Consider the following 22,863-nt stretch of genomic DNA (forward strand, 5'->3'; position numbering starts at 1 on the left):
ATAGTAATCTAAAAGATTGAAAGGAGTTAGCGAACAATGGATTTGGGTTTAACTGGAAAAGTAGCGATTATAACAGGAGGTAGTAGGGGAATCGGATTAGAAACTTCCATTCATTTAGCATATGAAGGAGTAAAAATTGCAATCGTTGCACGAAACGAAGAGCAGCTACAAAAGGCAGCCGCTTATATTACTGAAAAAACTGGTACTGAGGTCTTACCAATCCAAGCTGATGTAACACAAGAAGACAATTGTAAATATGCCGTAGATAAAACGGCTGAACATTTTGGGCGTTTAGATATTGTCATCAATAATGCAGGAACAGCTAATGCTAAACCTTTTGAACAAGTTGAAACCGCTTTATGGAAAGAAGACTTGGATGTAAAGTTATTTGGTGCTATCCACTGCTCACGATATGCCCTTCCTTACATGAAGGAAGTTGGTGGGGGTTCGATTGTTAACATTACAACATCTTCTGCAAAAACACCTCCCGCTTCAGGATTACCAACAAACGTAAGTCGCGCAGCTGGTTTGGCTCTTACAAAAGCAATGAGTAAGGATCTTGCCTCCTACCAAATAAGGGTTAATACGGTATGTATCGGATTAATTCGCAGTAATCAAATTGAGAAAATATGGAAAAAGAAAGCTCCTGATAAGACATGGGAAGAATTTTCTACTGACCCCAGCCACGAGATTCCATTAGGACGGATCGGTAATACAGAAGAAGCTGCAAAAGTAATTACTTTTCTTTCATCGGATGCAGCATCTTATGTAACAGGTACCTCAATAAACATTGATGGTGGTAAAGGTGCCGCACTTTAACAGATTTTCTGAAAAGAAGTCCCCTTCCTCAAGGAATGCGATGGGCGTAGCCCAATGAGTAGGTGGGGGATGAATTTTCAGTAGGCGTAAGCCTATTTTTTCTCTTCTTTGTATTTGGTTATTGAGAATCGAACATACATTCGTTATAATGGTATTACCAAGACATGGAAGGTGGTGTTGAAAATGGCAACTAGGGAAGATGGAACTCATATAAAAGGAACAAAAAAATCTTTACCAGATGGTTGGATCACTTCTGGTTTTCGTTTTTCTATTGTTCCTACTGAAGAACAAGCGATACGTCTAGAACGAGCATTTGGGTGTGAGAGAAAGGTTTACAATGTATATATAGCTGGTTTGTATGAACATTTAGAAGGGATTGGATTTGCAGGTGGTTTTATTCGTTATAAGGTTCCTTCTTATACAACAATTACTGCTCAGTACGATTATTTAGATAAAAGCAATGATTCTTTTGTCTACAATGATGCGAAAATGAGGTTTCAAGCAGCTATTCAGAAATACAATGAGGAATATGCAAAAAAGCCTATGCAGTATAAAAAGTCTGTACGTAAAAAAATGAAAACCATGGGTTATATTCCTACTTTTAGAGACATCAAAGGTGTGCCTAAATTCCATAGTAAAAAGCAAGGTAAGTTAAGCTACACGACAAACCAAACAAACGGAAATATAAAAATAAGGCAAGAAAACGGAGAATGTTTTTTATGTATTCCGAAATTCAAAGAAGGAATTTCTATGATTCTACATCGAGATGTTCCAGCTGATAGTGTAATTAAAAAGGCGACGGTAAAGCGTGAGGGAACCCGATATATGGTCTCCTTGTCCATCGATTATCCGTTCCAGGTACCTCAACCACAAGAGAATTTATCTCCTGATGATGTAATCGGTTTAGATTATAGTCAGGAACAACTGTATGTAGATAGTAATGGTCACATTGCCGGTTATACAAGATACCATAAGATCGTTGAAAACCGTCAACGGCGTATGAATCAATCCCTTGCTCGTAAGAAAAACAATGCGAAAACAGATGAAAACGGTGATATTCTATATAGTAAGAATTATCAAAAACAAGTACGTAAATATCAAAAGGTCATGGCAAAGGTAAAAAATAAAAGAAGAGATACCCTCCACAAGATGACGAATCAGATAACCAATGATTATCAGGCTGTTGTGGTAGAAGATATTGACTTACGGAACTTGGCACAATGCTTACGTTTAGGGAAAAAGTTACATGACAACGGATTTGGGCTATTTCGCACGATGCTCAAATACAAATGTGAAAGAAAAGGCAAATATTATATTGTTGCTGATACATATTTCGCATCTAGTAAAATCTGTAATGGTTGCGGACATAAGAAAGATAAACTTACATTATCCGAAAGGATATACAGATGTACCGGATGTGGTACAAAAACTGATAGAGATTATAATGCAGCACTTAACCTCAAGCAATACGGTACTCATGTTTTGAAGGAAATGGGCGTGTTGTCTGCATAATGTGTATCAGTTTCCAAATAGCGGTAGGAACGCCGCAAATTCAAGGCTATGGACATGAACCGTTAGGTTTGTGAGTGAAGTAGTAATAAAAGAGAAAGATGTTGTTTGTCTTTCGAAGCCCCCACTTCAAGACGCGCAGCGGATAAGTGGTGGGTAGTTCACCAACAGAAAGAACGTAAATAACATTTACTTTACTTAAATGCTTTTCAATTGGTGTATGTAAAATTTTGTGCAAATTTCTGTATATCATAGAATACCAAGTGTTATAATAGGATTACATCCCGCAATAGATTCTTCCTTGGTGGCAATATTGTTGGGATGACTCAAACCAATTTTCTAGAGGAAAAGGCTATCCATTTCATTATGGATAGCTTTTTCCTTTTATGAATAATACTGAGTAAGTAGAGCATAATAAGCTTGCAATCAACATCATTCGAAACTGGGATCCCCACCTAGACTATTTCAACCCGATAAGAACAAACTCTTTCCCTTGAAAGGCAGCTGTTGCTTCGCAAAGCTGAAATTCACCCCCTACTTATTTCTGGGCTCATTCCCTTCAAGAAATTGAAGTAGGGGTACTCTTTCAGCAAAATCTGATAGAAACGAAAAAAAGCCCCTCGAAGTAAAAATGGAGGCTTTTCATAACAAAGGGAATTCATTTATGCTTCCAACCGTTCTTTTCTATCCATTCGTTTAATGCTTTATAAAACTCTTCCTTTTCTACATTTGCGTAAACTTCACCCTCAAGTGCAATTGGATGCTTTTTTCTCAACGTGTTGAAGTCTATAAACTTTGCAGCTTCTGTGATAATGTATTCAAAGGTATAACGACTTATATCATCATCAAGAAAACAAGAAGTGGCTGCGTGTGCTAAATCGTATTCCCTTTCACCCTCAGTACTATAAAAGTTACCGTTGTAAAGTTTCATATACGCACCATTGTTAGAGCCATACTCATATACACCATTTGGTACAAGAAAATAAATATGCCCATACATGCCGTCATTATTGAATTCCCAATGTGAAATTATAAATTTAATGCCGTCAACATATATTTCCCTTGCTCCATTACTTGTTGAAATGTTTTGTTCTCTTATTCCCACGAGACCCCCTCCTATAATATGGAATTATAGGTTTATAGTATATCATCCAATCCTAAGTCAAAAAACAGAAATTATTATATTGATATACATTAAAACAGTGTGACATCTTTTTCTTAATCCTCGTACTTTCTTTTTTGAACTATTATCAAACATCAATAGTTTTATGTATAGGCTTCCTCCAAATACTCCTTTTCTTTATGTATGCCCTATATATGTTTAGGGTAACATAATCCGGCATTACCGGGAGTCAATGTATCTAAAACCTATAAAAAACGCCCCCCAGTTCTTAGCTGGAGGGTTTCATATTCACATGATTAACGTTAGCGAAAGTTACTTTTATCATTCAGTGTCGTTTTTCTAATACTAACTTAATTCCAAATCCAATCAGGACAAGACCGCTGACACCCTGAATAAATTGTTGGGTAGAAGGCTTTTTCAGCCATGCACTTATACGATGTACAAGGTAGATATAAAGCAGAAACCATATGAACGTAAGGATAGCATAAATAATCCCCATAACAAGAAGTTGTACAAACGTATTAGTTCCACCGTCGATAAATTGCGGTAAGAACGTAAGAAAGAAGACGGCTACCTTTGGATTTAATAGGTTAGTCAGAAATCCTTGCTTGAATCCTGATTTATCTTTGTATTTAGATGACATTTCGGACTCCTCACGTTGTGTACCCTTTTGTCTCGTAGACCAGAGAGACATATACCCAAGATAAATTAGGTACACTGCACCTGCGTATTTAAAAACGGAGAATAAGACCGCTGATTTTACTATAATTGCTGAAATGCCTAATACAGCTGCAAGGGTATGAACGAGGATACCAGAGAAGACTCCTAATACTGTTTGGAAACCACCTTTTTTACTATGAGTCAGTGTATTCTGTGTTACTAATACTGTATCGGGACCAGGCAAGATAATCAGGAGCATCGCCATCATAATAAAGAGATAGTAATGAGACATGTATAGCACTCCTTTTCCAAATTTGATTTTTCTCTATCTTAACAAGTGAGAAGAGGATTAGATATGTTTTTTATTTGCATACCATATCCATCCTTATTTTGCATAATATTGAATTATTGGCAGTCGATATGTCTCATATACTATCAAAAACCTCTTCAGAGCAGAAAGTCTGAAGAGGTTTCTTATTAACATAATCATACTTATGGGCGGTGTGTCCCTTTTTATTTTGTTGCGTACATTTTTCGACATATGAATAGCGGGATTTGACGAAGGATTAACCAAGAAGTTGTAAGTGTTTTTTGTTATGATAGTAATTGGGTTGGATGGCGCGTGTGGCTGTCAAAGGTATACAGCGTAGGTGGGGCCGGTACCAAAGGGAACAGGACTTATAGAGGTCCTTTTTATTTTGTAAATATATTTGATTTGAACGACGAATTTGATAGAGATTGGTACAAAAACTAGGAAACAATAATTAGTGTTACTGGCAGTTCAGCGGAGGGATATAAATGAGTGTACACTTCAACGTAGAATCAACAGAAAATTATGATAAGTTAGAAGATGAAGTTTTGGTAGAATTGGTTCACAATGGGGATAGTGAGTCCTCTAATTTTTTAATCCACAAATACATGAATTTTGTTCAATCGAAGGTAAGAAGATATTTTTTAATTGGTGGCGATAAAGAAGACATTGTTCAAGAGGGAATGATTGGTTTGTATAAAGCCATTCGTGATTTTAGAAGAGAAAAAACGGCCTCTTTTAGGACCTTTGCTGACCTTTGTATCACCAGACAAATTATAACAGCGATCAAAACTGCTAGTCGTCAAAAGCATGTTCCTTTAAATTCGTGTGTGTCTTTGGATAAACCTATTTATGATGAAGAATCAAATTATACGCTTATGGATGTGATATCTGAAAAAAAAATAACGAATCCAGAAGCATTAATCATTAATAAGGAAAAAGTCGGTATTATAGAACTAAAAATACTAGAATTGCTTAGTGATTTAGAAAGAAGAGTATTAGGTTTATATATAGATGGTCAATCTTATCAGGAAATTTCAAAAGAATTAGATATGCCTGTGAAGACAATTGATAATGCGCTTCAGCGAGTAAAAAGAAAACTGAACGATAGATCTTTGGAGATAAGAAAGGCTATCTCATAACTTTATCAAGATCCTGCATCATCGGGATTCAATGTCCTTTGGGAGACTATCAAAAACCCTCCGGTTAAGCGACTTGGAGGGCTTTTTTGTTAACATAACATCCGTTATCGCAACATTCTATATGATTGGATTAACTAGTTGCTAAATCAATATAAATGATATTTTAAACGCGGCCCTATTTCTTGAAAGCCTTCACGTTTATAAAAAGATATCGTTTTTCCCCACTGTTCAACACTAGGAGCTCCAACTTCAATTCTATCCCATCCGCACTTAATTCCGTAGTCTTTTGCTCTGTTAATTAATTGATTCCCAATACCTTGAGACCTGCCATCTGGTATTATGTATAACTCCTGAATAATCCCATATGTTCCTTGAGCATATAAAGATGCGCATTCCGACAATGTAATAATACCTAGACATTCGTTCTCTTTAAAAGCTAAGTAAACCATATATGGCTGTCTCTTATTCTGTAATAACTCCTTACAAATACTCATTAAGCTATGATTACCTAATGGTTTTCCCCTTAACTCAGATAAAAGATTCACAACCAACTCACAAATTAATTCAGCATCTTCTAAGCTACCTTCTCTTATTTTTAAACTCATATAACCACCTTCTTCTTTATATTTTATACTATCAAATAATCAACAATATTTCTCTTATCATTCCTTTGCTATTTAATGAATATCTTATACATGTCAAGTTTACATAATCCCTAATTATCGGAAGTAAAGATGTAACTTTTCTAACGGTAGCCCCCGTTACTTTAACTGTAATACCTCACAAAGTTAGTAAAACAATAAATAAAAACACTTCTATGAGATACCAGTGTTGATGGTATTTTTTAGGTGATATACTGAAGGTAGATTATTCATCTAATAATGAAGGGGGTTTACGTGTATGGAGGTAACATTCACAGTAAGCAAATGGGATGAAAAGCCAGTCGATGACACTAGAAAAGATTTCCCTATTAACATTGCCCATGTCGAATATGATATTAATGGTGAATTAAAAGGAAAGGCTTTTGTTGAATATTTATTATATTATTTAGACTCAACTATAGATGATGGTCATTTGGCCACTTCTAAAATTTCCGGATTTCTGTATTTCGAAGGAACTTATAAGGGAAAACAGGGAACATTTACAGCTATAGAGCAAGGAATATTTGATAAGGGAAATTTAGATTCTCCAGCAACAATCATCAAAGCTACCGGTGACTTAGAAAGCCTGAAAGGATCTTATAATTATAAGTTTACAGGTCAAACCAGTAAAATGATTCTAGACTTTGAATTCTAGCAAAATACTCTATAGTTTCGTAAAAAGGGCATTGCCTTTGGTCAAGTCTTGCCAGAAGCAGAGAATTTTGCCTATGTTGGTGGGTCAAATGCAACGGTTGAGATGGGACAGCGAAATGGCTTAGTATTTGGTGAAATGTGGATTCCTGTTGTTAGGAAATAAAGAGATAAAAGGAGGGATAGAATTGCCCTATATCGTTGATTTTAAAAATGTGTCTACGGTTGGTTTAGAGTCTTCACCTGTAGCAGAGGCGCTTGCAGGTTTACGTGCTAATGAAGCCCGTTATTTTATGAACAAATACAAGCATGAATTTACGGTTGTACAAGCTAGCGAAAGCCAGGAGACCCTTGATTATGTGAACCGAATTTTGAAAGAAGAACGTGATATTGAGTTTGTGGCCAAACCTTTAGAAACGTCACGTTTTCAAGTGGAAAATATCAAATTTGCCTACGTCATTTATGAGGATGGTCTTGTGGTCAACGTCATGTATACGGTTGATGGCCCTAAGAAGCGGGCTGTTGGTTTTAAGCTTTCTGAAGGGATGGAGGTGCCAAAGGAGTTAGAAGGGAAGTTTAAGTTTGCTAGGCAGAAGTCTAAACTAGCTGGAACAATTCGGGGCTCATTTTTTGTAATTAAAGGAGAATATTAAAGTAAGCAAAAGCGCAAGTGAAGGAATTCAGCCATTTTTTGCATTTGGTCATTCTTTTCCTTCACTTGGATAAGAAAATCCGGATTGAGCAAAAAAAATTAAATTCATCACAAGAGCAAAAACAACCATTCATGCAATAAATGTGCATCTAGGCGTTCAAATAACAAAACAGCACTTCTCTATCAAAAAATAGAGGGTGCTGTTACTTTTTTCGCAAAAACTCCATTTACTTATGATACGGTTCCCCACTATTATAAACTACATCCTCAACAATCTGTCCCTCTAATGGAATAGCCTTATTTCTGAAGCAATGCTCATTAACTCATTCAGTGATTCTCTGGCTTGTTATTAAAAACTAATTTCCGGGCAGTTGCATGCCGCGCCATCCGCTTACATCGCTTTGGCCATATTCATTATCGCCCACAGCCACCACCGTGCCGTCAGATTTAAGCCCGACAGTATGGGCACAACCCGCCGCTATCGCCACAATATCGCGCCAATCACTTACATTACATTGGCCATACTCATTCCAACCCACAGCCACCACAGTACCGTCAGATTTAAGGCCGATGGTATGATTACTACCCACCGCTATCGCCACAATACTGCGCCATCCGCTTACATCGCATTGGTCATGTTTATTCAAACCTACAGCCGTCACCGTGCCGTCAGATTTAAGCCCGATTGTATGAAGATAACCCGCCGCGACCGCCACAATATCGCACCATCCGTTTACATTGCATTGGCGATACCGATTATTACCCACAGCCGTCACCGTGCCATCCCATTTAAGACCGATGGTATGCCAGTCACCCGCCGCGACCGCCACAATATCATGCCAGCCGCTCACATTGCATTCACCTTCATTATTCTGGCCCACAGCCACCACCGTGCCATCCGATTTAAGCCCAATGGTACGACGCCAACCCGCCGCAACCGCTACAATATCGCGCCAGTCGTTTACATCGCATTGGTCATGCTTATTCCAACCCACAGCCGCCACAGTACTGTCAGATTTAAGCCCAATTGTATGAGCATTACCCGTGTTCATCGCCATATGAACATTACCCGCCGCGACCGCCACAATATCGCGCCAGCCGCTTACATCACATTGGCCATATTTATTATCACCCACAGCCGTCACCGTGCCGTCAGATTTAAGCCCAACGGTATGACGACGACCCGCCGCTATGGTATCTTTAGGCCACCGTTTCACCTTTAACACCGATTCTTTCGGTGAAATATAATCCATCTTTTACCTCCTTGAATATAAGCACCCTACAGTTACCTGACAAGTATATGTAAGCTCGTCAAATGTAAGCAACTGTATGGTTGTGTGATAAAGGAACCATATCTAACTGTCATTTTAGTTTATTCCATTATCTGGGCCGTTTGTGGAGAGACTTTATTGTGATTAATTATTCAATTATTTGGATTCTTTTTTCGTTTATAAAGGTAGGACTTTCTGAACATTCTCACTACTTGTTGTTTTTGAGCAGGGACACCTAACTCTCCTCTCTCTATTCAATAACAATAACGTTGATGTTATTGTTATTATAATTCTGTTCATATTTCCTTTTTAAATCAAAAACTAATAAATCTCCATAAGTACAGAATATTCTACTAATTATTTGATACAATGAAGCTAGTAACAAATGTTACTCCATATTGGAGAGAAAATATAGGGGGAGGAAGGAATAATGGCACATAAAATGACACTAACAGGTTCTCCAGTTAGCGAGGTTCGGGATTGTAACACCTACTTCTCATTTGAAATGGAAGAACGAGGAAGTATAGCTCCTCCAAAAGGTATTCCATATAAAAGTACGTCTATTGTTTATACGGTGTTTGTCAGTAAAAAACAGTTTAATAAATTAAAAGTAGATACAGGGAAATTTCATCAATATCGCTTTCTTATACAAGGGGAACCAACTTTAGAAGCTTCCCTAACAGATTGTCCTGGGGAAATCGGTATTATATGTATGCAAATTTCGGAACTACCAAACAAAGAAAATGAACAGCCTAAAGCGGAAAAGAAGACAATGATTGTAGAGCAGCCTAAAGAGTCAAAACAGATGAAAGAGGAAGCCGAGAAAAAAATGATTGTGGAGGAGGTAAAAGAGATCGTCAGGTTAGATGTAATGCATACTCTTCCAGACGGAACAACAGAGATCATTCCATTGCAAGATATTTGTGTTCCAGAGTCTATTTTGCAAACTACACCAAGAGCAGAGAAACAAGAAAAAGTCATTCGTAAGATTCAGGAAACAGGGACCATCGACCAACCTATTTTAATTGATAGGGAAACAAAACAATTAAAAGATGGATATAGTCGATACTACGTTGCTAAAAAGATGCAGTTAGAACGAGTTCCAGTGTGTTACTGACATGCACTGGAAGGTTCTGGTGCAAAGATGATTTCAAAAAAACATAGGACATGAATTTCCTGCTAACTTACGAATTATGATGCAATGCCAAACAGTTTATCAATGAATTCTTTTCGATTTTGGGCAGACTTCACCCCTCGGTGAACTTGCCCCTTTTTTAAAGTAGTAGTATCAGTATGTCTAAGATTTAGAGACTAATTGCATGATCTTGAAGTTTTTGCACCAGAACCAAAAAGATGGTATTCTAAGTAGATTCTTTTTGTAATATGAGGATACTTCAATTCTATGGGAGGTAAATGATGAATGGAAAAGTTAGATACGCTATTTCGTCATAGGATAGGTGTCTTAAAAAACGAAATCATAACTTTTGAAAACTTAGACATCGTTCTGGAAAAGACTGCAAGAGAAATACCATTTGAAAATTTATGCGTAATTGAAAATAGAACCACTGACATTACAAAAGAGAATCTAATCGACAAAATGATTAAAAGAAATGAGGGTGGGCTGTGTTATGAGCTCAACTCTATTTTTTATTTATTTCTAATTGAAAATGGCTTTAATTCAACCCTAGTTAGAGGTGTTACATATGATCATATTGGACAACGGTGGAGTGCGACTGGAAGAACACATGTAGTCAATATCATAACTCACGATGGACAACAATATTTGGTTGATACCGGATTCGGGGGGAACTTACCATTAAAGCCAGTCCCATTAAATGGGGACATTGTTATATCCAATAATGGTGAATTTAGAGTGAAAAAGGCGGACAGTGAGTATGGTGATCACTTGTTGTATATGAAATTGAAACATAAACAAGATGATTGGAAACTAGGGTATGTTTTTGATTCCACAGTTGTGGTTAAGGATCTTTCGGAACTGAATGAGGTACAGAGGATAATATCGGAGCATCCAGAATCTCGTTTTAATAAGAAGCCATTAGTCACTAGGCAAAATGAACGAGGAAACATAATTCTAACGGATACCTCGTTCACCGAATGGATTGATGGAAAAGAATATAAAAAAGAAATTGACAACAACATATTCAAAGAGATTCTCATGGATAAGTTTGGCATAAAATCTTATTGAAGGTTTTGAACTAACGGAGAACGATAGTTCAATATTACAAGGAAAGTAGTGGCTGCGGGGTGTGAAGCTCCTTGTTGGAATTGTACAGAAAGAATGGCTTCTCGTGTGATTCTTTTCCCATTGAAAAGCCATTCTTTGTATTTCTTATAAGGAAATACATGCCGCTATTTACTTGCTTACTTCCATTTCTAGATGTGTATTTTGTTCCCTCTTGAGCCGTTTTTTGTATGCCAAGTTTGACAATAAGACACTGCACTCATACAACAAGATTAGAGGAATCGAAACGGATATATGAGATACAAAATCAGGCGGAGAGATACAGCAAGCGATCACAACAAGAATAAAGTAAGCGTAGCGTCTCATTTTCTTTAAATATACCGGTTTAACTATACCGATAGAAGTTAGGAACATGAGAATGACGGGCATATCAAAACAAACGGCAAATGGAACAACAAGATTAAAGACGAAGCCAAAATATTTATCGACTGTGTACATTTCGATGAACATATTTTTCCCAAGATAGTTGATGAAACGAAATACGTTTGGCATAACAAAAAAGTACCCAATTAATAAGCCCGTTACGAACAAAATAAACAAAAAAGGAATATACATCAGTGCAGCTTTTCTCTCATGAGCATGTAGGCCGGGTCTCACGAATAGCCAACACTGAAAGCTTGCTACAGGAATGGTAAGGGCTAATGCAATGATTCCCGATATAGAAAAATAAATCCATAAAATATCGCTAGGACCCAATATGGTCAACTTGAATGGTAGACTCTGTGTTAATATTTTGTATATATCCTTCACATACACAAAACCGAAAATTAAAAAGATAAAAAAACAGCCCAGAATAATGAAAAGACGCCTTCTAAATTCCTCAAGGTGCTCTACAACTTCCATGTCTTTGTTATCCATTCTGTTTACTCCTCATGTGCCAAGAAAATTCAATATACCTTGGCTCCTAAATTATTCGTGGTTTTATCAAGATTATTTCATCTCTCATTGGATCGGTCAATTTATAATACATAACATCTTGATGATAAATTTATCTGAAGAATGTTAGATAGGGGGTCATGACGAATACCTATCAAGCTAGCAGCATGTGACGGAACCTCTATATGACATTCCTTTTTTGAAAAATCTGTATTTCCTGTATATTGTTACACGAGGTGACCGGAATAAAGTGGATTCGGTTGCTATGGGTTGCATTACTTACAGCAGTAGTAGTAAGTGGATGTAATCCAGCCGTTGAGAATCAGAATGGAGATACAAAGGTTCAATAAGCAAGTGACACCATTCTTGATAAGATGGAAGAATCTCCAAAGAACGGTTATACTTTGGAAAGACATGTGGGTAAGTCAGACAAAAAACTATCTTTACGTGCACTCAGACTAATAAAAACACTGAATGCAGGCAAACCAACCTTCGTCATGTGGTTGAGGTATGTAAGGAACGTATGACCGCTAGAGCGAAAGCCGATAAAATTATTTTTGCACTAGAATCCTATAAACGATTATCATGCCAAAAGTTCAACATAAAATGTTCTTGTTCATTGTATGTTTCAAATTCATATCCTTTTTCTTTTAATTTTTGAATAATAATGGGTAATACTTGAATAGACTGCGGATGAATAATATGAGGTTGGTTGCAGGAATACGTTGCAACCGTAAAATCTTAGACGTAACTCGTCTGCCTAGTACGTGTGGAAATTTGAGTACTGCTACTAGGAAATGCCGTGTATAACGGTTGCTACTTGACCATGTCTCTTGTAGTAGGGCGATCGTCAACACGCCCATGATGCAGAGGACACTCCAAGGTAGGAGGTCTTAGACCGTCAGTACTGCTTACTGCTGGTCACTCGCAAGCCCCCACTTCAAGCGTACTAAGTGGTGGATAGTTGACATCTTTATCCCCCTGTTACTGATAAACACAAACAAGGATTATTATAATGTTTTCTGCTTTGTATAGCACGATTTATTTAACTAGGGATGTGGCTATAAAGCCATGCTTGTTTTTATACTTGTACATATACTAATACCACGGGTAAACATAATATTTTACTCTTATTGAAAGTAGATGATTATATGCCAATCACATGGGAACGGATTTTACGCATCGGAAAGCTTTGGTTTCCCCTGCTTGTACTTGTCATTGTAGCTGTTCAGGCTCGAAAGGAACTGGCAGCGTTATCTGTTCGTAATGCAGTACAAGTCATTAAGCACATTCCTACAGGCGGCTTCTTTTTAGCGGTAACAGTAGGTGCACTAGCCGTCTCCACGATGTTCTTTTATGATTTTCTCATGCTGCGCTCTATGAAGGCAGATATACCTGTGCGAAAAATATTTCGTATATCATGGATTGCCAACTCATTTAACAGTATTTTCGGCTTTGGCGGTCTTGTAGGGGCTGGCTTGCGCGCAATGCTTTATCGCCCATACGTGCAAGATAATGGGCATCTGATTAAAAACATCGCATGGATGACGACCGCATTTATTACCGGACTGTCTTTTCTATCCTTCTTAGGGTTAATTGGTGTGTTAGACACCAGTTTTGTATTACAAGAGAAGCCATGGCTTTGGCCTGCATTAATTATTTTCGCCTTTCTTGGTCCTGTATACATCGGAACATCGAAGCTGCGGCACAAGAAAGGAAAGGCGCTTACAGGGGAGGAAGGTCCTGCGGTTCTATACTCTCTCGCATCGCTTGTAGAATGGTTATCAGCCGGTATTGCTCTTTACGTTATCCTTTCCTTACTAGGCGTGGACATAGGATTCAGACAAGCTTTAGGTGTGTACATTATATCTGCCATCGCCGGCAGCCTCAGCCTTATACCTGGCGGGCTCGGTTCCTTCGATCTTATTTTTCTAATGGGAATAAAGCAATATGGAGTAGGTGCAGAAACAGCCCTATCCGTCATTCTACTATATCGCCTTGTATACTACATCTTCCCGTTCGGGTTGGGACTTGCGTTTGCAGCATTCGAGATGACTGGCACAACATTGAAGAAGGTGGCGGATAAGCCGTTTATTGCGCCAGCCTTGGAGACAACGGGCGTCCTATGGGTACTGCAGCGGAACTTCTTCTCTAAGTTAAGCTCATGGGCTTTAGCAGCGCTGTCAGCCTTGACCGGATGCATAATCATTTTATCCGTTTTATTTCCTACAGAGTCTGACCGGGCGCATGCACTGCGCATTCTTGTACCAAAACAGCTCGTACAGGTTTCATTCAGTTTGTCCCTTTCGTTCGGGGTGCTTCTTATCCTGTTATCAAAAGGTGTATATCATCAAACGAAACGAGCCTATTACATGATATCGATTGCTCTTATCGGTGGAGCGGTATTCAATGCTCTAAAGGGAATCGATTTAGAAGAAACGTCACTGCTACTCATCATTCTTGCTGTATTTTACACACTGCGAAAACGATTTGTACGAGAACGGACGGAGCTTACACTGGTTGATGCAGGAAAAGTTGCTATCGTTTTGCTTATTATTTTATATGCGTACCACTCATTCGGTACGTGGCTATCAGAAACGAAAAACATATTCAAACCGCATTACGTTGTACGAACAGCTGTACAAGTATATAGAAGTACACTCGTAACAGCGGTCTTTGTTCCCGTCTTTTTACTTATAGGAGCGATATTATTCAATCGCTCACAAACGAAAATGATGGGTCAGCCAGCTTCTGCTGCCGGTTTACAGCTCTTTTTAGAGAAGCATGGTGGAAATGTACTAAGTCATCTTGGGTTTCTTGGGGATAAACGCTTTTTCTTTAGCAGCGATGGCGAAGCGCTGATTCAATTTGCCCGTTCAGGCAACCGCCTCGTTGTATTGGGAGATCCAAGCGGCAACCCTTTATCCTTTTCAAAGGTGATTACAGAGTTTCTTCATGAAGCAGACAAGTTTGGATATACTTGTATTTTCTATCAAATTGAAAGTAAATGGATGGGACTGTATCATGACTTTGGTTACAACTTCTTTAAACTCGGAGAAGAAGCTGTTGTGGATGTCAGTACGTTTACCCTTTCAGGCAAAAAACGTGCGGGCCTTCGTGCAACTATGCATAGATTTGAACGGGAAGGCTATGTATTTTCTATAATCCCCTCCCCTATTACAAATGAATTGTATACACAGTTAAAACGAGTATCAGACGCTTGGCTGGATGGGAAAAAAGAAAAAGGCTTTTCACTCGGCTACTTCGATTTGGATTATATCAATCGTGCGCCAGTCGCCACGATTGCAGATGAAAATGGTCGTATTATTGCTTTTACGACTCTTATGCCGGTCTACCAGCCCAATGAAATCTCGATTGATTTAATGCGGTACAGTCCAGAGGCTCCCAATGGAATTATGGATGCTATGCTGCTGCATCTGTTTGAATGGGCTAAGCAAGAAGGCTATCAATATTTCAATATTGGAATGGCTCCCCTTTCGAATGTAGGGATTTCCCCTCATTCTTTTTGGTCCGAACGCGTGGCAGCCGCAATTTTTAATAACGTACGTTATATGTACAGTTTTAGCGGCTTACGGTATTTTAAAGAAAAATATAAGCCGATATGGGGCGGAAAATATTTGGCGTATCGAAAAACCCATTCATTGCCGGGCACGATGCTTGTTGTGACGCGATTAATAGGAAAACAAGGAAAGGATTAGATACTACATCCCTTTCATCAGATTTTTCGTGCAGGATACCCCGACTTCAAGGAATGTGAAGGGCGTAGCCCCATGAGTAAGTCGGGGAGGAATGCACGATTTTGCGTAGCGAAACACATATTTTATTTAGGCGTTTTTTTATGAATACCGTATACAAGTCCAGTTAACATAACCCGTCATTATCGGCAGTCAATGTATCTAGAAACCTATAAAAAATACCCTCCAGTTAAGTACTCTGGAGGGAGTGTATTAACATAATCGTATGTTATCGGGAGCTAAATCAGAAATATGAAAAGACATATCCTCCTACCGCTCCTACAATAACTACAATCCAAGGTGGAAACTTCCAAAGAACAAGAAGGCTAAATGAAATTAGTACAAGCACAAAATCCAAAGATGTATGAATTGCTTTTGTCCATACAGGATCGTAGAGAGCTGCTAATAAAATACCTACTACTGCAGCATTTATACCCCTTAATGCTGCTGCGAAACTTGGATGATGACGCAACCAATCCCAAAAAGGTAATGCCCCAATAATAAGTAAAAAAGCCGGAAGGAAAATTCCTATTGTTGCAATAATAGCTCCACTCCATCCATTAGCTACCATACCCAAATAGGAAGCGAAAGTGAAAAGAGGACCAGGTACAGCTTGTGCAGCACCGTAACCAGATAAGAACTCTTCTTGCGTTACCCATCCTGTTGGCACAACTTCTGATTGTAATAAAGGCAATACAACATGCCCACCACCAAATACAAGTGCACCAGAACGATAAAAACTATCTAGTAAAGCAAGTATTTTCCAATCCACAATTTGTCGCAAAATTGGGAGCCCGAATAACAGGATGAAAAATAATATGAGTAGTCCCATTCCTCTTTTTTGAGCAGAGGAAAATGTAAACTTGGTCTCTATTTTTGTATCAGAATGCTCTCGGAATAATAACCATCCAATCACTCCAGCACCAATAATTGTCCCCACCTGTCCTATAGCATTGGGTACGAGTAAAGTAATGATGGTAGCTATTATGGCTATGGTACCACGGGGACGATCTGCAGCTAAGTTTTTAGCCATTCCCCAAACCGCTTGAGCAACTACAGCTACCGCAACTACCAGTAATCCATGAAGCCATCCTGTTTCCGTAAAGGAACTTCCTTTGACAAAATAAGCAAATATAATAAGTGCAATTACAGAAGGTAATGTAAAACCAATCCATGCTGCAAGAGCTCCTAAATAGCCGGCTCTCATAAATCCAATAGCAATTCCAACTTGACTACTTGCTGGCCCAGGTAAGAATTGACATAGTGCTACTAAGTCTGCATATTTCTTCTCATCTATCCATTTTCGTCTATTTACGTATTCTTCTCGAAAATATCCTAAATGAGCAATCGGTCCTCCAAAAGAAGTAATTCCTAAACGTGTAGCAGTTTGTAATACTTCCCAAGGTGAATTTTTTTTCGTATTTTCTTTAACTGCCTCTTCCATTCTGTACTCCTTTCTCAAAGAAAGACTTCATTCATTGTAAAATATAATATTTAAGATAGTTATAAAAAAACATTACAGTTATGTAGTTTTTACAATGTATATTATATACATGTCAGATTGACATAATCCCTAATTATCGGAATTAAATGTATCTAGGATTATACAAAAATACTCTCCAGCTAAGCGATCTGGAGAGTATTCGTGTTCACATAATTAACGTTATCAGAAGTCCGTTTTTACCTCATATTTCTCGATTTCTTAGTCGGTTTCCTTTGTTGAAGAATGGACGAACAAACCAGAAGGGGTCCCGCCAACAAAACGCGGATCAACAACGTTAAGGGCGTCAGGAGGAAAACTGAACACAAATTAATCTAAAAAACCTTTAAACTACTTGTTATATTTCTGTGTTCAGAAAATAGTAACTTTCTGAACAATATAAAGAAACAATATGAAAGGCTACCTTTCCAAATAACCTTTAATAAAATTTAATATATTTTCATGATTTCTTAATACTAATAAATTACAGTTAAAAGGCCGTCTTTATAAAAGACTTGTTTTAGTGAACAATTTAGCGATTAAATAACTACCTATTCATTGAAAAGGAGAGTGAAATTTATCAATAGAGCATTCTGAACAAATTTAGGACAATAATTAAGAAGGTTTGACAGATGTTGAATAAGGTTTCAGAAATTACTGTCTTTTTCTGGATACTAAGGTACTGACTATGACAGCTTCTTCATTATTGTGAATGTATTTCATCTTATTTCAATCCCAATATAAAGTATTGAAAGGAAGTAATATATGGAAACAAAACAAAATGAAATGAAAATTTTACTTAGCAAAGTACCAGAAGTTACTATTTTCTTCTGGATCATCAAAGTTTTATGTACAACTGTTGGTGAAACATTTGCTGACTTTTTAAATTTCAACCTTGGATTTGGTTTAACTCTAACTACAATCATTATGGGAGTAGCGTTTTTCATTGTATTGTATTTTCAATTCAGAGCAACTAGATATGTTCCAGGAATTTATTGGATAACAGTTGTACTTATAAGCGTATTTGGAACATTGGTAACCGATAATTTGACAGACGCAATGGGAGTACCTCTTGAACTTAGTACAATAGTTTTCTCCGTGCTGCTAGGGTTAACTTTTCTTTTTTGGTATCTGAGTGAAAAAACACTCTCGATACACTCCATTTATACAAGAAAAAGAGAAATTTTCTATTGGCTTACCATTCTTTTCACATTTGCACTTGGAACAGCAGTTGGCGATTTATATTCCGAACAACTCGGTCTTGGTTATCTTCGCACAGGAATAACAGTCGTGATTATAATAGCTTGCGTATCTCTGGTATGGAGGCTTTTGAAACTTGATAGGATATTAGCTTTTTGGGTTGCGTATATTCTGACTCGTCCACTCGGAGCATCCTTAGGAGATTACCTATCCCAATCAAAAATGAATGGCGGGTTAGGCTTGGGGACAACAATTACTAGTGTAATTTTCCTTATAGCTATTTTAGCGATTATCGTTTTTCTTGCCGTTACAAAAATTGATATAACCGCAAAGAATGAAACAGCAGAGACAAACCAAGCCAATGGAAGCAAGAAAAATGTTTTTATGCAAACAGTTGTGGTACTGTGTATTTTCTTAGTTGTTGGTATAGGCGGTTATGTTCGGTTAAGCAATGATACAGCATCGCAAACCACTTCTCCACAAGCTACATTATCTGGTCAATTAACAGATTTTGTTAAAATTGAAAATAACATGCTAAATGATGTAAACACAAATGACTTTGCTTCAGCGAAAAAAAGAGCTGACAATTTGGAACATGAATGGGACACATCGGAGCCTAAGCTTAGAAAAATAGATGGCAAAACATGGACCAAAATTGATGGAACGATTGACGTTGTATTAGCGGCAGTTCGTTCAGGAAATCCTGATGCCAGCCATTACAAATCTGCACTGAACAATTCGCTTAGTACCTTAAAAGGAGCAAATAAATAAAAATGAAAAACGGTCGTCTGTTAATTGGAACAATTAAAAGCAGCGAAGGCTTAAATAATTAGGACAAGCTGTCTAAAGCTGATAGAACTCTTTTCAATTACACCTTCCCCTTTTTTGAAAATAGTACGTGGAATCCCTCCTAAAAGGAGGGATTCCACGTACTATACACCTTTTCTAGAAATATATTCCCGAAAAATCAACGATTTCACATACTTCTTTTATATTTTCATCGGATTCTCATCAAATTTTCATAAAAGCAGTTTATCATGAATCTTTAGTCGTGTCTCTTTGTATATTCCTAACTACAGAAAAGATAATATGCATCTTATTGTATTACTGCATTCGTAATACCCATCACGTATAGCAACAAGGGGATTTTATATGAGTGAGTTTATTCGTCTTATCCTATTCGCATTAATGAGCCTGGGCTATATAGGTATTGCTCTAGGATTAATGGTAGAAATAATACCTAGCGAAATTGTACTGGCTTACGCTGGATATCTCGTTTCACAAGGAAAAGTTACTTTCTTAGGTGCGGTTATAGCGGGCACCATTGGCGGGCTCATCGCACAATTATTTTTGTATTGGATTGGAAAGTTTGGTGGAAGACCATTTTTGCGAAAGTACGGAAAATTCCTGTTTATAAAGGATAATCAGATTGAGACAGCAGAAATGTGGTTTCAAAAGTATGGAATAGGAGTTATTTTTACGGCACGCTTCATTCCTATTGTGAGACATGCTATTTCAATTCCAGCAGGGATTTCTAACATGTCCCTCCGAACATTTACATTATATACAACATTAGCGATTCTCCCATGGTCTGTGTTATTTATCTATTTGGGACAACAACTTGCAGAAAACTGGGAAAACATCAATACACTAGCAAAGCCGTACGTTCAACCAATTACAATAGCAGCAATAGCAGTTACAATCATTTATTTTATATTGATGGCTATTAAAAGAAAGAAGAAATAGTATAGCTCAAATGCTAACCTGTCAATTCTTTAGAAAACATATGTATCAAGGTAAGGAGAGAGATTCATGAATTACACAGCGTTTCAATGGATTAATGGATGGGCCGGACACTCAGCACTTCTTGATAAAACGATGATATGTATTACGAATAGTGCACCTTTTGTTGCCGTCCTATTCATGATCATTCTATGGTTTAGCAGTGGGAATCGAAAAACTGCAATGGCAAAACAATATACGGCGTTATATACAGTTTTATCTATGATACTTGCCTTATTTTTGAATGTTTTGCTGCACCATTTTTATTATCATGCCCGTCCATTTGTCATGCATCACGTACATCAATTGGTATCCCATTCTAAGGATTCTTCATTCGTAAGCGATCACGGTATCCTTGTCTTTACAATTGCGAGTATGCTGCTGCTGCGCAAAGATGCCTGGAAATATATTGCATGTATTTGGGCGGTTCTTGTTGGAGTTTCCCGTATATATGTAGGCGTTCATTATCCGGCAGATATTATAGGAGCTGCAGTTCTCTCATGGGGAACGAGCGCCAGCATCCTTTATCTTTCAGGTAGAATAGAGCCTTTTGCACAATTTGTATTTCGTATATATAACCGCCTCACAAAACGGATCCCTGCGTTATCTAAATATGACCATACAATGTAAAATATTATACACATGTAAGAAATCTATGGTATCCACCTCGTTTCTTACATGTTTTTTTGTATTCTTACTATAAACATCATTCCTTATATACTAAACAATTCCACACTTTCTATCCTCAGCAGAAGAATCTTCCTTTTTCGTAAAATTCACATATCATATTAAATATGCAATTAGTATTCTGTTTTGTCTTTTCTAGACTCTATACATGAAACAAGTACCCATAATGATAAAATTAAGGACAGCATTCCTACTATTTTTGTGATATAGACATGTGTGTCATCTATAAATATTTCATAAATACCATAGATAAAACCCGAAAAGATGACTATAAAATCGGGTATAGAAATTCTCATTTCTCTCACTCCCTTGTACCGACCACTTACATGTATTCGCAAGGAACCTCATTTTTAAGGGCGTAATTAAGTGAAATTCTTCACAACTTTTTCTATAAAAGGATTCCTTTCCAGAAATAACCGTAATAAAAGTGCAGCTACAATTACATGAAATGAAGATTTCAACTCATAATTAGATTAGGGAGGTTTTAAGCATATGAATTTCAGCTGGATGCTTGGGCTAATAATTTTATCTCAACAAGTAAATATGCCAGAAAGCTTATCAATCACTAACAATGGTTATCCCATCTCAGTTGTCAACCGTACTGATTTTTCAATGAACTTACCTGTATTACCCATCATGGATACAGAAAAGCTTAAAAAATTTATGGATGAAATAGACCAGCATGTTACTAAAAATCCTAAAAATGCAACTATAGATAAGAACGGGAATATTATACCGGAACAAGTTGGTTACCGTTTAAACCGCCAAGTTTTTACGGAAAAAATTTTTTCTTATTATTTTAATAATGGTTCCTCTAAATTAGAAGTCCCCTTACTAGCCATTTATCCAAGAGTCGACAGTGAATTACTCGGAAATATTAGAGGTGAAAAAATTGGGGAATATGTAACATTCTTTAATTCCAATAATAAAGAAAGAAGCAATAATATTTATCTTGCAGCAAAAGCCATTAGTAATTATGTTCTGTTTCCAGGTGAACTATTTTCCTTTAATACAGTGGTTGGAGAAAGAACAGCAGGAAAAGGATATATGCCTGCTACTGTAATCGTGAAAGGGGAACTTTCAGAAGATCTTGGCGGTGGAATTTGTCAAGTATCGTCTACCCTTTTTAATGCAGTTGATAATGCAGGTTTAAAAGTTGTTCATCGCTATTCACACAGTAGGGAGGTTTCATACGTTCCACCAAAGCGGGATGCTACCGTTAGTTGGAATGGGCCTGATTTAATCTTTAAAAATGAATATAATCAACCGATACTCATTCTTGCAAAAATGTTAGAAAACAAATTAAAAATTGAAATCTATTCTTCTGATGTAATTACATATACATCTAAGAAAGTTCCATATCTTCCTTATGAACAACGTCCCCCTAAGTAGAGATATACTTTGGGGCTTTTTCGTTTCCATCATGATCTGTATCTTCTACAATCTCTTTTAGAGGTCTCAATGCCAAAATGCAATTATATTTGGATGATACAAAAAAGCTTGTAGACAGAGAGCTCCTGTCCACAAGCTAAATAAATCAATGTAATAATTCATTTTTTGATGTTGAAATAGATGGTGATTTTTATAATGATAAGTATATCATGTTAAAACATGAAAGTTCTTTCCATAGTTGATTGTAGTATCAACTATGACAAGATGAGTTCAAGAGCTTATAAAAACTTCATGACTCAATTATCTTTTTCCCTTACTTATCCTAGCCATGCTTGCCTCTATCTTTTTTACCTTTATCTTTATCCTTTTTATCCTTATTATTTCCTTTCTTATTGTTTTGTCCCGGACTTTGAACTCCTGGTGGTGCTGCTGCCGGTGGTGCTGCTGCCGGTGGCGCTGCCGCTGGTGGTGCCGCTGGCGGTGCTGGTGGTACAACGTCAGGATTCACTCCAGTAATGTACAGTTCATTATTCAGTGTGTATACACTACTTGGTTGTTGGAATCTGGATGTGTCTGTTCCAAATGTTTGCATCATTGCTTTAAAAATAAGATGCGAGATTTTTGTAGTGTCCCCCAGCATATAATTATCA

The 22,863-nt window shown here is 37.4% G+C and carries 19 protein-coding genes and 2 pseudogenes; 13 read left to right on the top strand and 8 right to left on the bottom strand.

Translation table 11 applies throughout. The features are described 5' to 3' along the window. Positions 1–36 precede the first annotated feature (36 nt). Positions 37–819: an SDR family NAD(P)-dependent oxidoreductase gene (locus AAHB12_RS25630; protein ID WP_342047990.1), complete on the top strand. Its 783-nt coding sequence runs from the start codon at positions 37–39 to the stop codon at positions 817–819. Positions 820–1,002: 183 nt separating this feature from the next. Beyond that, complete coding sequence (locus tag AAHB12_RS25635; RefSeq protein WP_342047992.1) at positions 1,003–2,331, top strand: RNA-guided endonuclease InsQ/TnpB family protein; 1,329 nt, start codon at positions 1,003–1,005, stop codon at positions 2,329–2,331. Between the two features lie 655 nt (positions 2,332–2,986). Here the strand turns inward: AAHB12_RS25635 and AAHB12_RS25640 are convergent. Both AAHB12_RS25640 and AAHB12_RS25645 read right to left on the bottom strand, forming a co-directional pair. Further along, positions 2,987–3,433, bottom strand: coding sequence for a hypothetical protein (locus AAHB12_RS25640; protein ID WP_342047994.1), 447 nt, complete (start codon positions 3,431–3,433; stop codon positions 2,987–2,989). A gap of 343 nt (positions 3,434–3,776) precedes the next feature. Beyond that, on the bottom strand, positions 3,777–4,403 hold the full coding sequence (locus tag AAHB12_RS25645; RefSeq protein WP_342047995.1) for a LysE family translocator: 627 nt from the start codon (positions 4,401–4,403) through the stop codon (positions 3,777–3,779). Between the two features lie 506 nt (positions 4,404–4,909). Between AAHB12_RS25645 and sigH the strand changes: the two genes are divergently transcribed. Further along, the gene (gene sigH, locus AAHB12_RS25650; protein ID WP_342047996.1) at positions 4,910–5,563 is read left to right on the top strand and encodes an RNA polymerase sporulation sigma factor SigH; all 654 of its coding nucleotides are present in this window, start codon (positions 4,910–4,912) and stop codon (positions 5,561–5,563) included. Positions 5,564–5,709: 146 nt separating this feature from the next. Here the strand turns inward: sigH and AAHB12_RS25655 are convergent, their stop codons facing one another. After that, the gene (locus AAHB12_RS25655) at positions 5,710–6,168 is read right to left on the bottom strand and encodes a GNAT family N-acetyltransferase (RefSeq protein WP_342047999.1); all 459 of its coding nucleotides are present in this window, start codon (positions 6,166–6,168) and stop codon (positions 5,710–5,712) included. A gap of 295 nt (positions 6,169–6,463) precedes the next feature. Here AAHB12_RS25655 and AAHB12_RS25660 point away from each other — a divergent pair, with 295 nt between their 5' ends. The 3 genes and pseudogenes from AAHB12_RS25660 to AAHB12_RS25670 all read left to right on the top strand — a co-directional run bounded on the left by AAHB12_RS25660 (position 6,464) and on the right by AAHB12_RS25670 (position 7,508). Continuing rightward, positions 6,464–6,859 (top strand): DUF3224 domain-containing protein, encoded by a 396-nt coding sequence (locus AAHB12_RS25660; RefSeq protein ID WP_342048001.1) that lies wholly within the window; start codon positions 6,464–6,466, stop codon positions 6,857–6,859. A 27-nt stretch (positions 6,860–6,886) separates the two neighbouring features. Continuing rightward, positions 6,887–7,021: pseudogene (locus tag AAHB12_RS25665) on the top strand (transcriptional regulator); the annotation flags it as partial. A gap of 22 nt (positions 7,022–7,043) precedes the next feature. Continuing rightward, positions 7,044–7,508, top strand: coding sequence for a phage tail protein (locus tag AAHB12_RS25670; RefSeq protein WP_342048002.1), 465 nt, complete (start codon positions 7,044–7,046; stop codon positions 7,506–7,508). A gap of 355 nt (positions 7,509–7,863) precedes the next feature. On the opposite strand, the gene AAHB12_RS25675 is transcribed toward AAHB12_RS25670, so the two are convergent. After that, the gene (locus tag AAHB12_RS25675) at positions 7,864–8,760 is read right to left on the bottom strand and encodes an RCC1 domain-containing protein (RefSeq protein WP_342048003.1); all 897 of its coding nucleotides are present in this window, start codon (positions 8,758–8,760) and stop codon (positions 7,864–7,866) included. A 448-nt stretch (positions 8,761–9,208) separates the two neighbouring features. Between AAHB12_RS25675 and AAHB12_RS25680 the strand changes: the two genes are divergently transcribed. Next, on the top strand, positions 9,209–9,895 hold the full coding sequence (locus AAHB12_RS25680; RefSeq protein ID WP_342048004.1) for a plasmid stabilization protein: 687 nt from the start codon (positions 9,209–9,211) through the stop codon (positions 9,893–9,895). A gap of 74 nt (positions 9,896–9,969) precedes the next feature. On the opposite strand, the pseudogene AAHB12_RS25685 reads toward AAHB12_RS25680, so the two are convergent. Further along, positions 9,970–10,056: pseudogene (locus AAHB12_RS25685) on the bottom strand (IS6 family transposase); the annotation flags it as partial. 142 nt (positions 10,057–10,198) lie between these two features. Between AAHB12_RS25685 and AAHB12_RS25690 the strand changes: the two are divergent. Beyond that, a complete protein-coding gene (locus AAHB12_RS25690; protein ID WP_342048005.1) occupies positions 10,199–10,984 on the top strand; it encodes an arylamine N-acetyltransferase family protein in 786 nt (261 codons plus the stop codon). A gap of 168 nt (positions 10,985–11,152) precedes the next feature. Here AAHB12_RS25690 and tatC read toward each other — a convergent pair whose 3' ends face one another. Further along, positions 11,153–11,899, bottom strand: coding sequence for a twin-arginine translocase subunit TatC (gene tatC / locus AAHB12_RS25695; protein WP_342048006.1), 747 nt, complete (start codon positions 11,897–11,899; stop codon positions 11,153–11,155). Between the two features lie 1,169 nt (positions 11,900–13,068). Between tatC and mprF the strand changes: the two genes are divergently transcribed. Continuing rightward, positions 13,069–15,636: a bifunctional lysylphosphatidylglycerol flippase/synthetase MprF gene (gene mprF / locus AAHB12_RS25705; protein ID WP_342048008.1), complete on the top strand. Its 2,568-nt coding sequence runs from the start codon at positions 13,069–13,071 to the stop codon at positions 15,634–15,636. Positions 15,637–15,916: 280 nt separating this feature from the next. On the opposite strand, the gene AAHB12_RS25710 is transcribed toward mprF, so the two are convergent. After that, positions 15,917–17,116 (bottom strand): chromate transporter, encoded by a 1,200-nt coding sequence (locus tag AAHB12_RS25710; RefSeq protein ID WP_342048010.1) that lies wholly within the window; start codon positions 17,114–17,116, stop codon positions 15,917–15,919. Positions 17,117–17,917: 801 nt separating this feature from the next. Between AAHB12_RS25710 and AAHB12_RS25715 the strand changes: the two genes are divergently transcribed. The 4 genes from AAHB12_RS25715 to AAHB12_RS25730 all read left to right on the top strand — a co-directional run bounded on the left by AAHB12_RS25715 (position 17,918) and on the right by AAHB12_RS25730 (position 22,213). Continuing rightward, positions 17,918–19,123, top strand: coding sequence for a COG4705 family protein (locus tag AAHB12_RS25715; RefSeq protein WP_342048012.1), 1,206 nt, complete (start codon positions 17,918–17,920; stop codon positions 19,121–19,123). A 381-nt stretch (positions 19,124–19,504) separates the two neighbouring features. Next, positions 19,505–20,098 carry a DedA family protein gene (locus AAHB12_RS25720; RefSeq protein ID WP_342048014.1) on the top strand — a complete coding sequence of 198 codons (594 nt, stop codon included), beginning with the start codon at positions 19,505–19,507 and terminating at the stop codon, positions 20,096–20,098. Between the two features lie 66 nt (positions 20,099–20,164). Next, positions 20,165–20,764 (top strand): undecaprenyl-diphosphatase, encoded by a 600-nt coding sequence (locus tag AAHB12_RS25725; protein WP_342048015.1) that lies wholly within the window; start codon positions 20,165–20,167, stop codon positions 20,762–20,764. A 549-nt stretch (positions 20,765–21,313) separates the two neighbouring features. Next, a complete protein-coding gene (locus AAHB12_RS25730) occupies positions 21,314–22,213 on the top strand; it encodes a VanW family protein (RefSeq protein WP_342048016.1) in 900 nt (299 codons plus the stop codon). Positions 22,214–22,535: 322 nt separating this feature from the next. On the opposite strand, the gene AAHB12_RS25735 is transcribed toward AAHB12_RS25730, so the two are convergent. Continuing rightward, positions 22,536–22,863: hypothetical protein (locus AAHB12_RS25735; RefSeq protein WP_446715616.1), on the bottom strand; the 328-nt coding region annotated here is incomplete at its 5' end.

The organism is Bacillus sp. OTU530 (genome assembly GCF_038440375.1).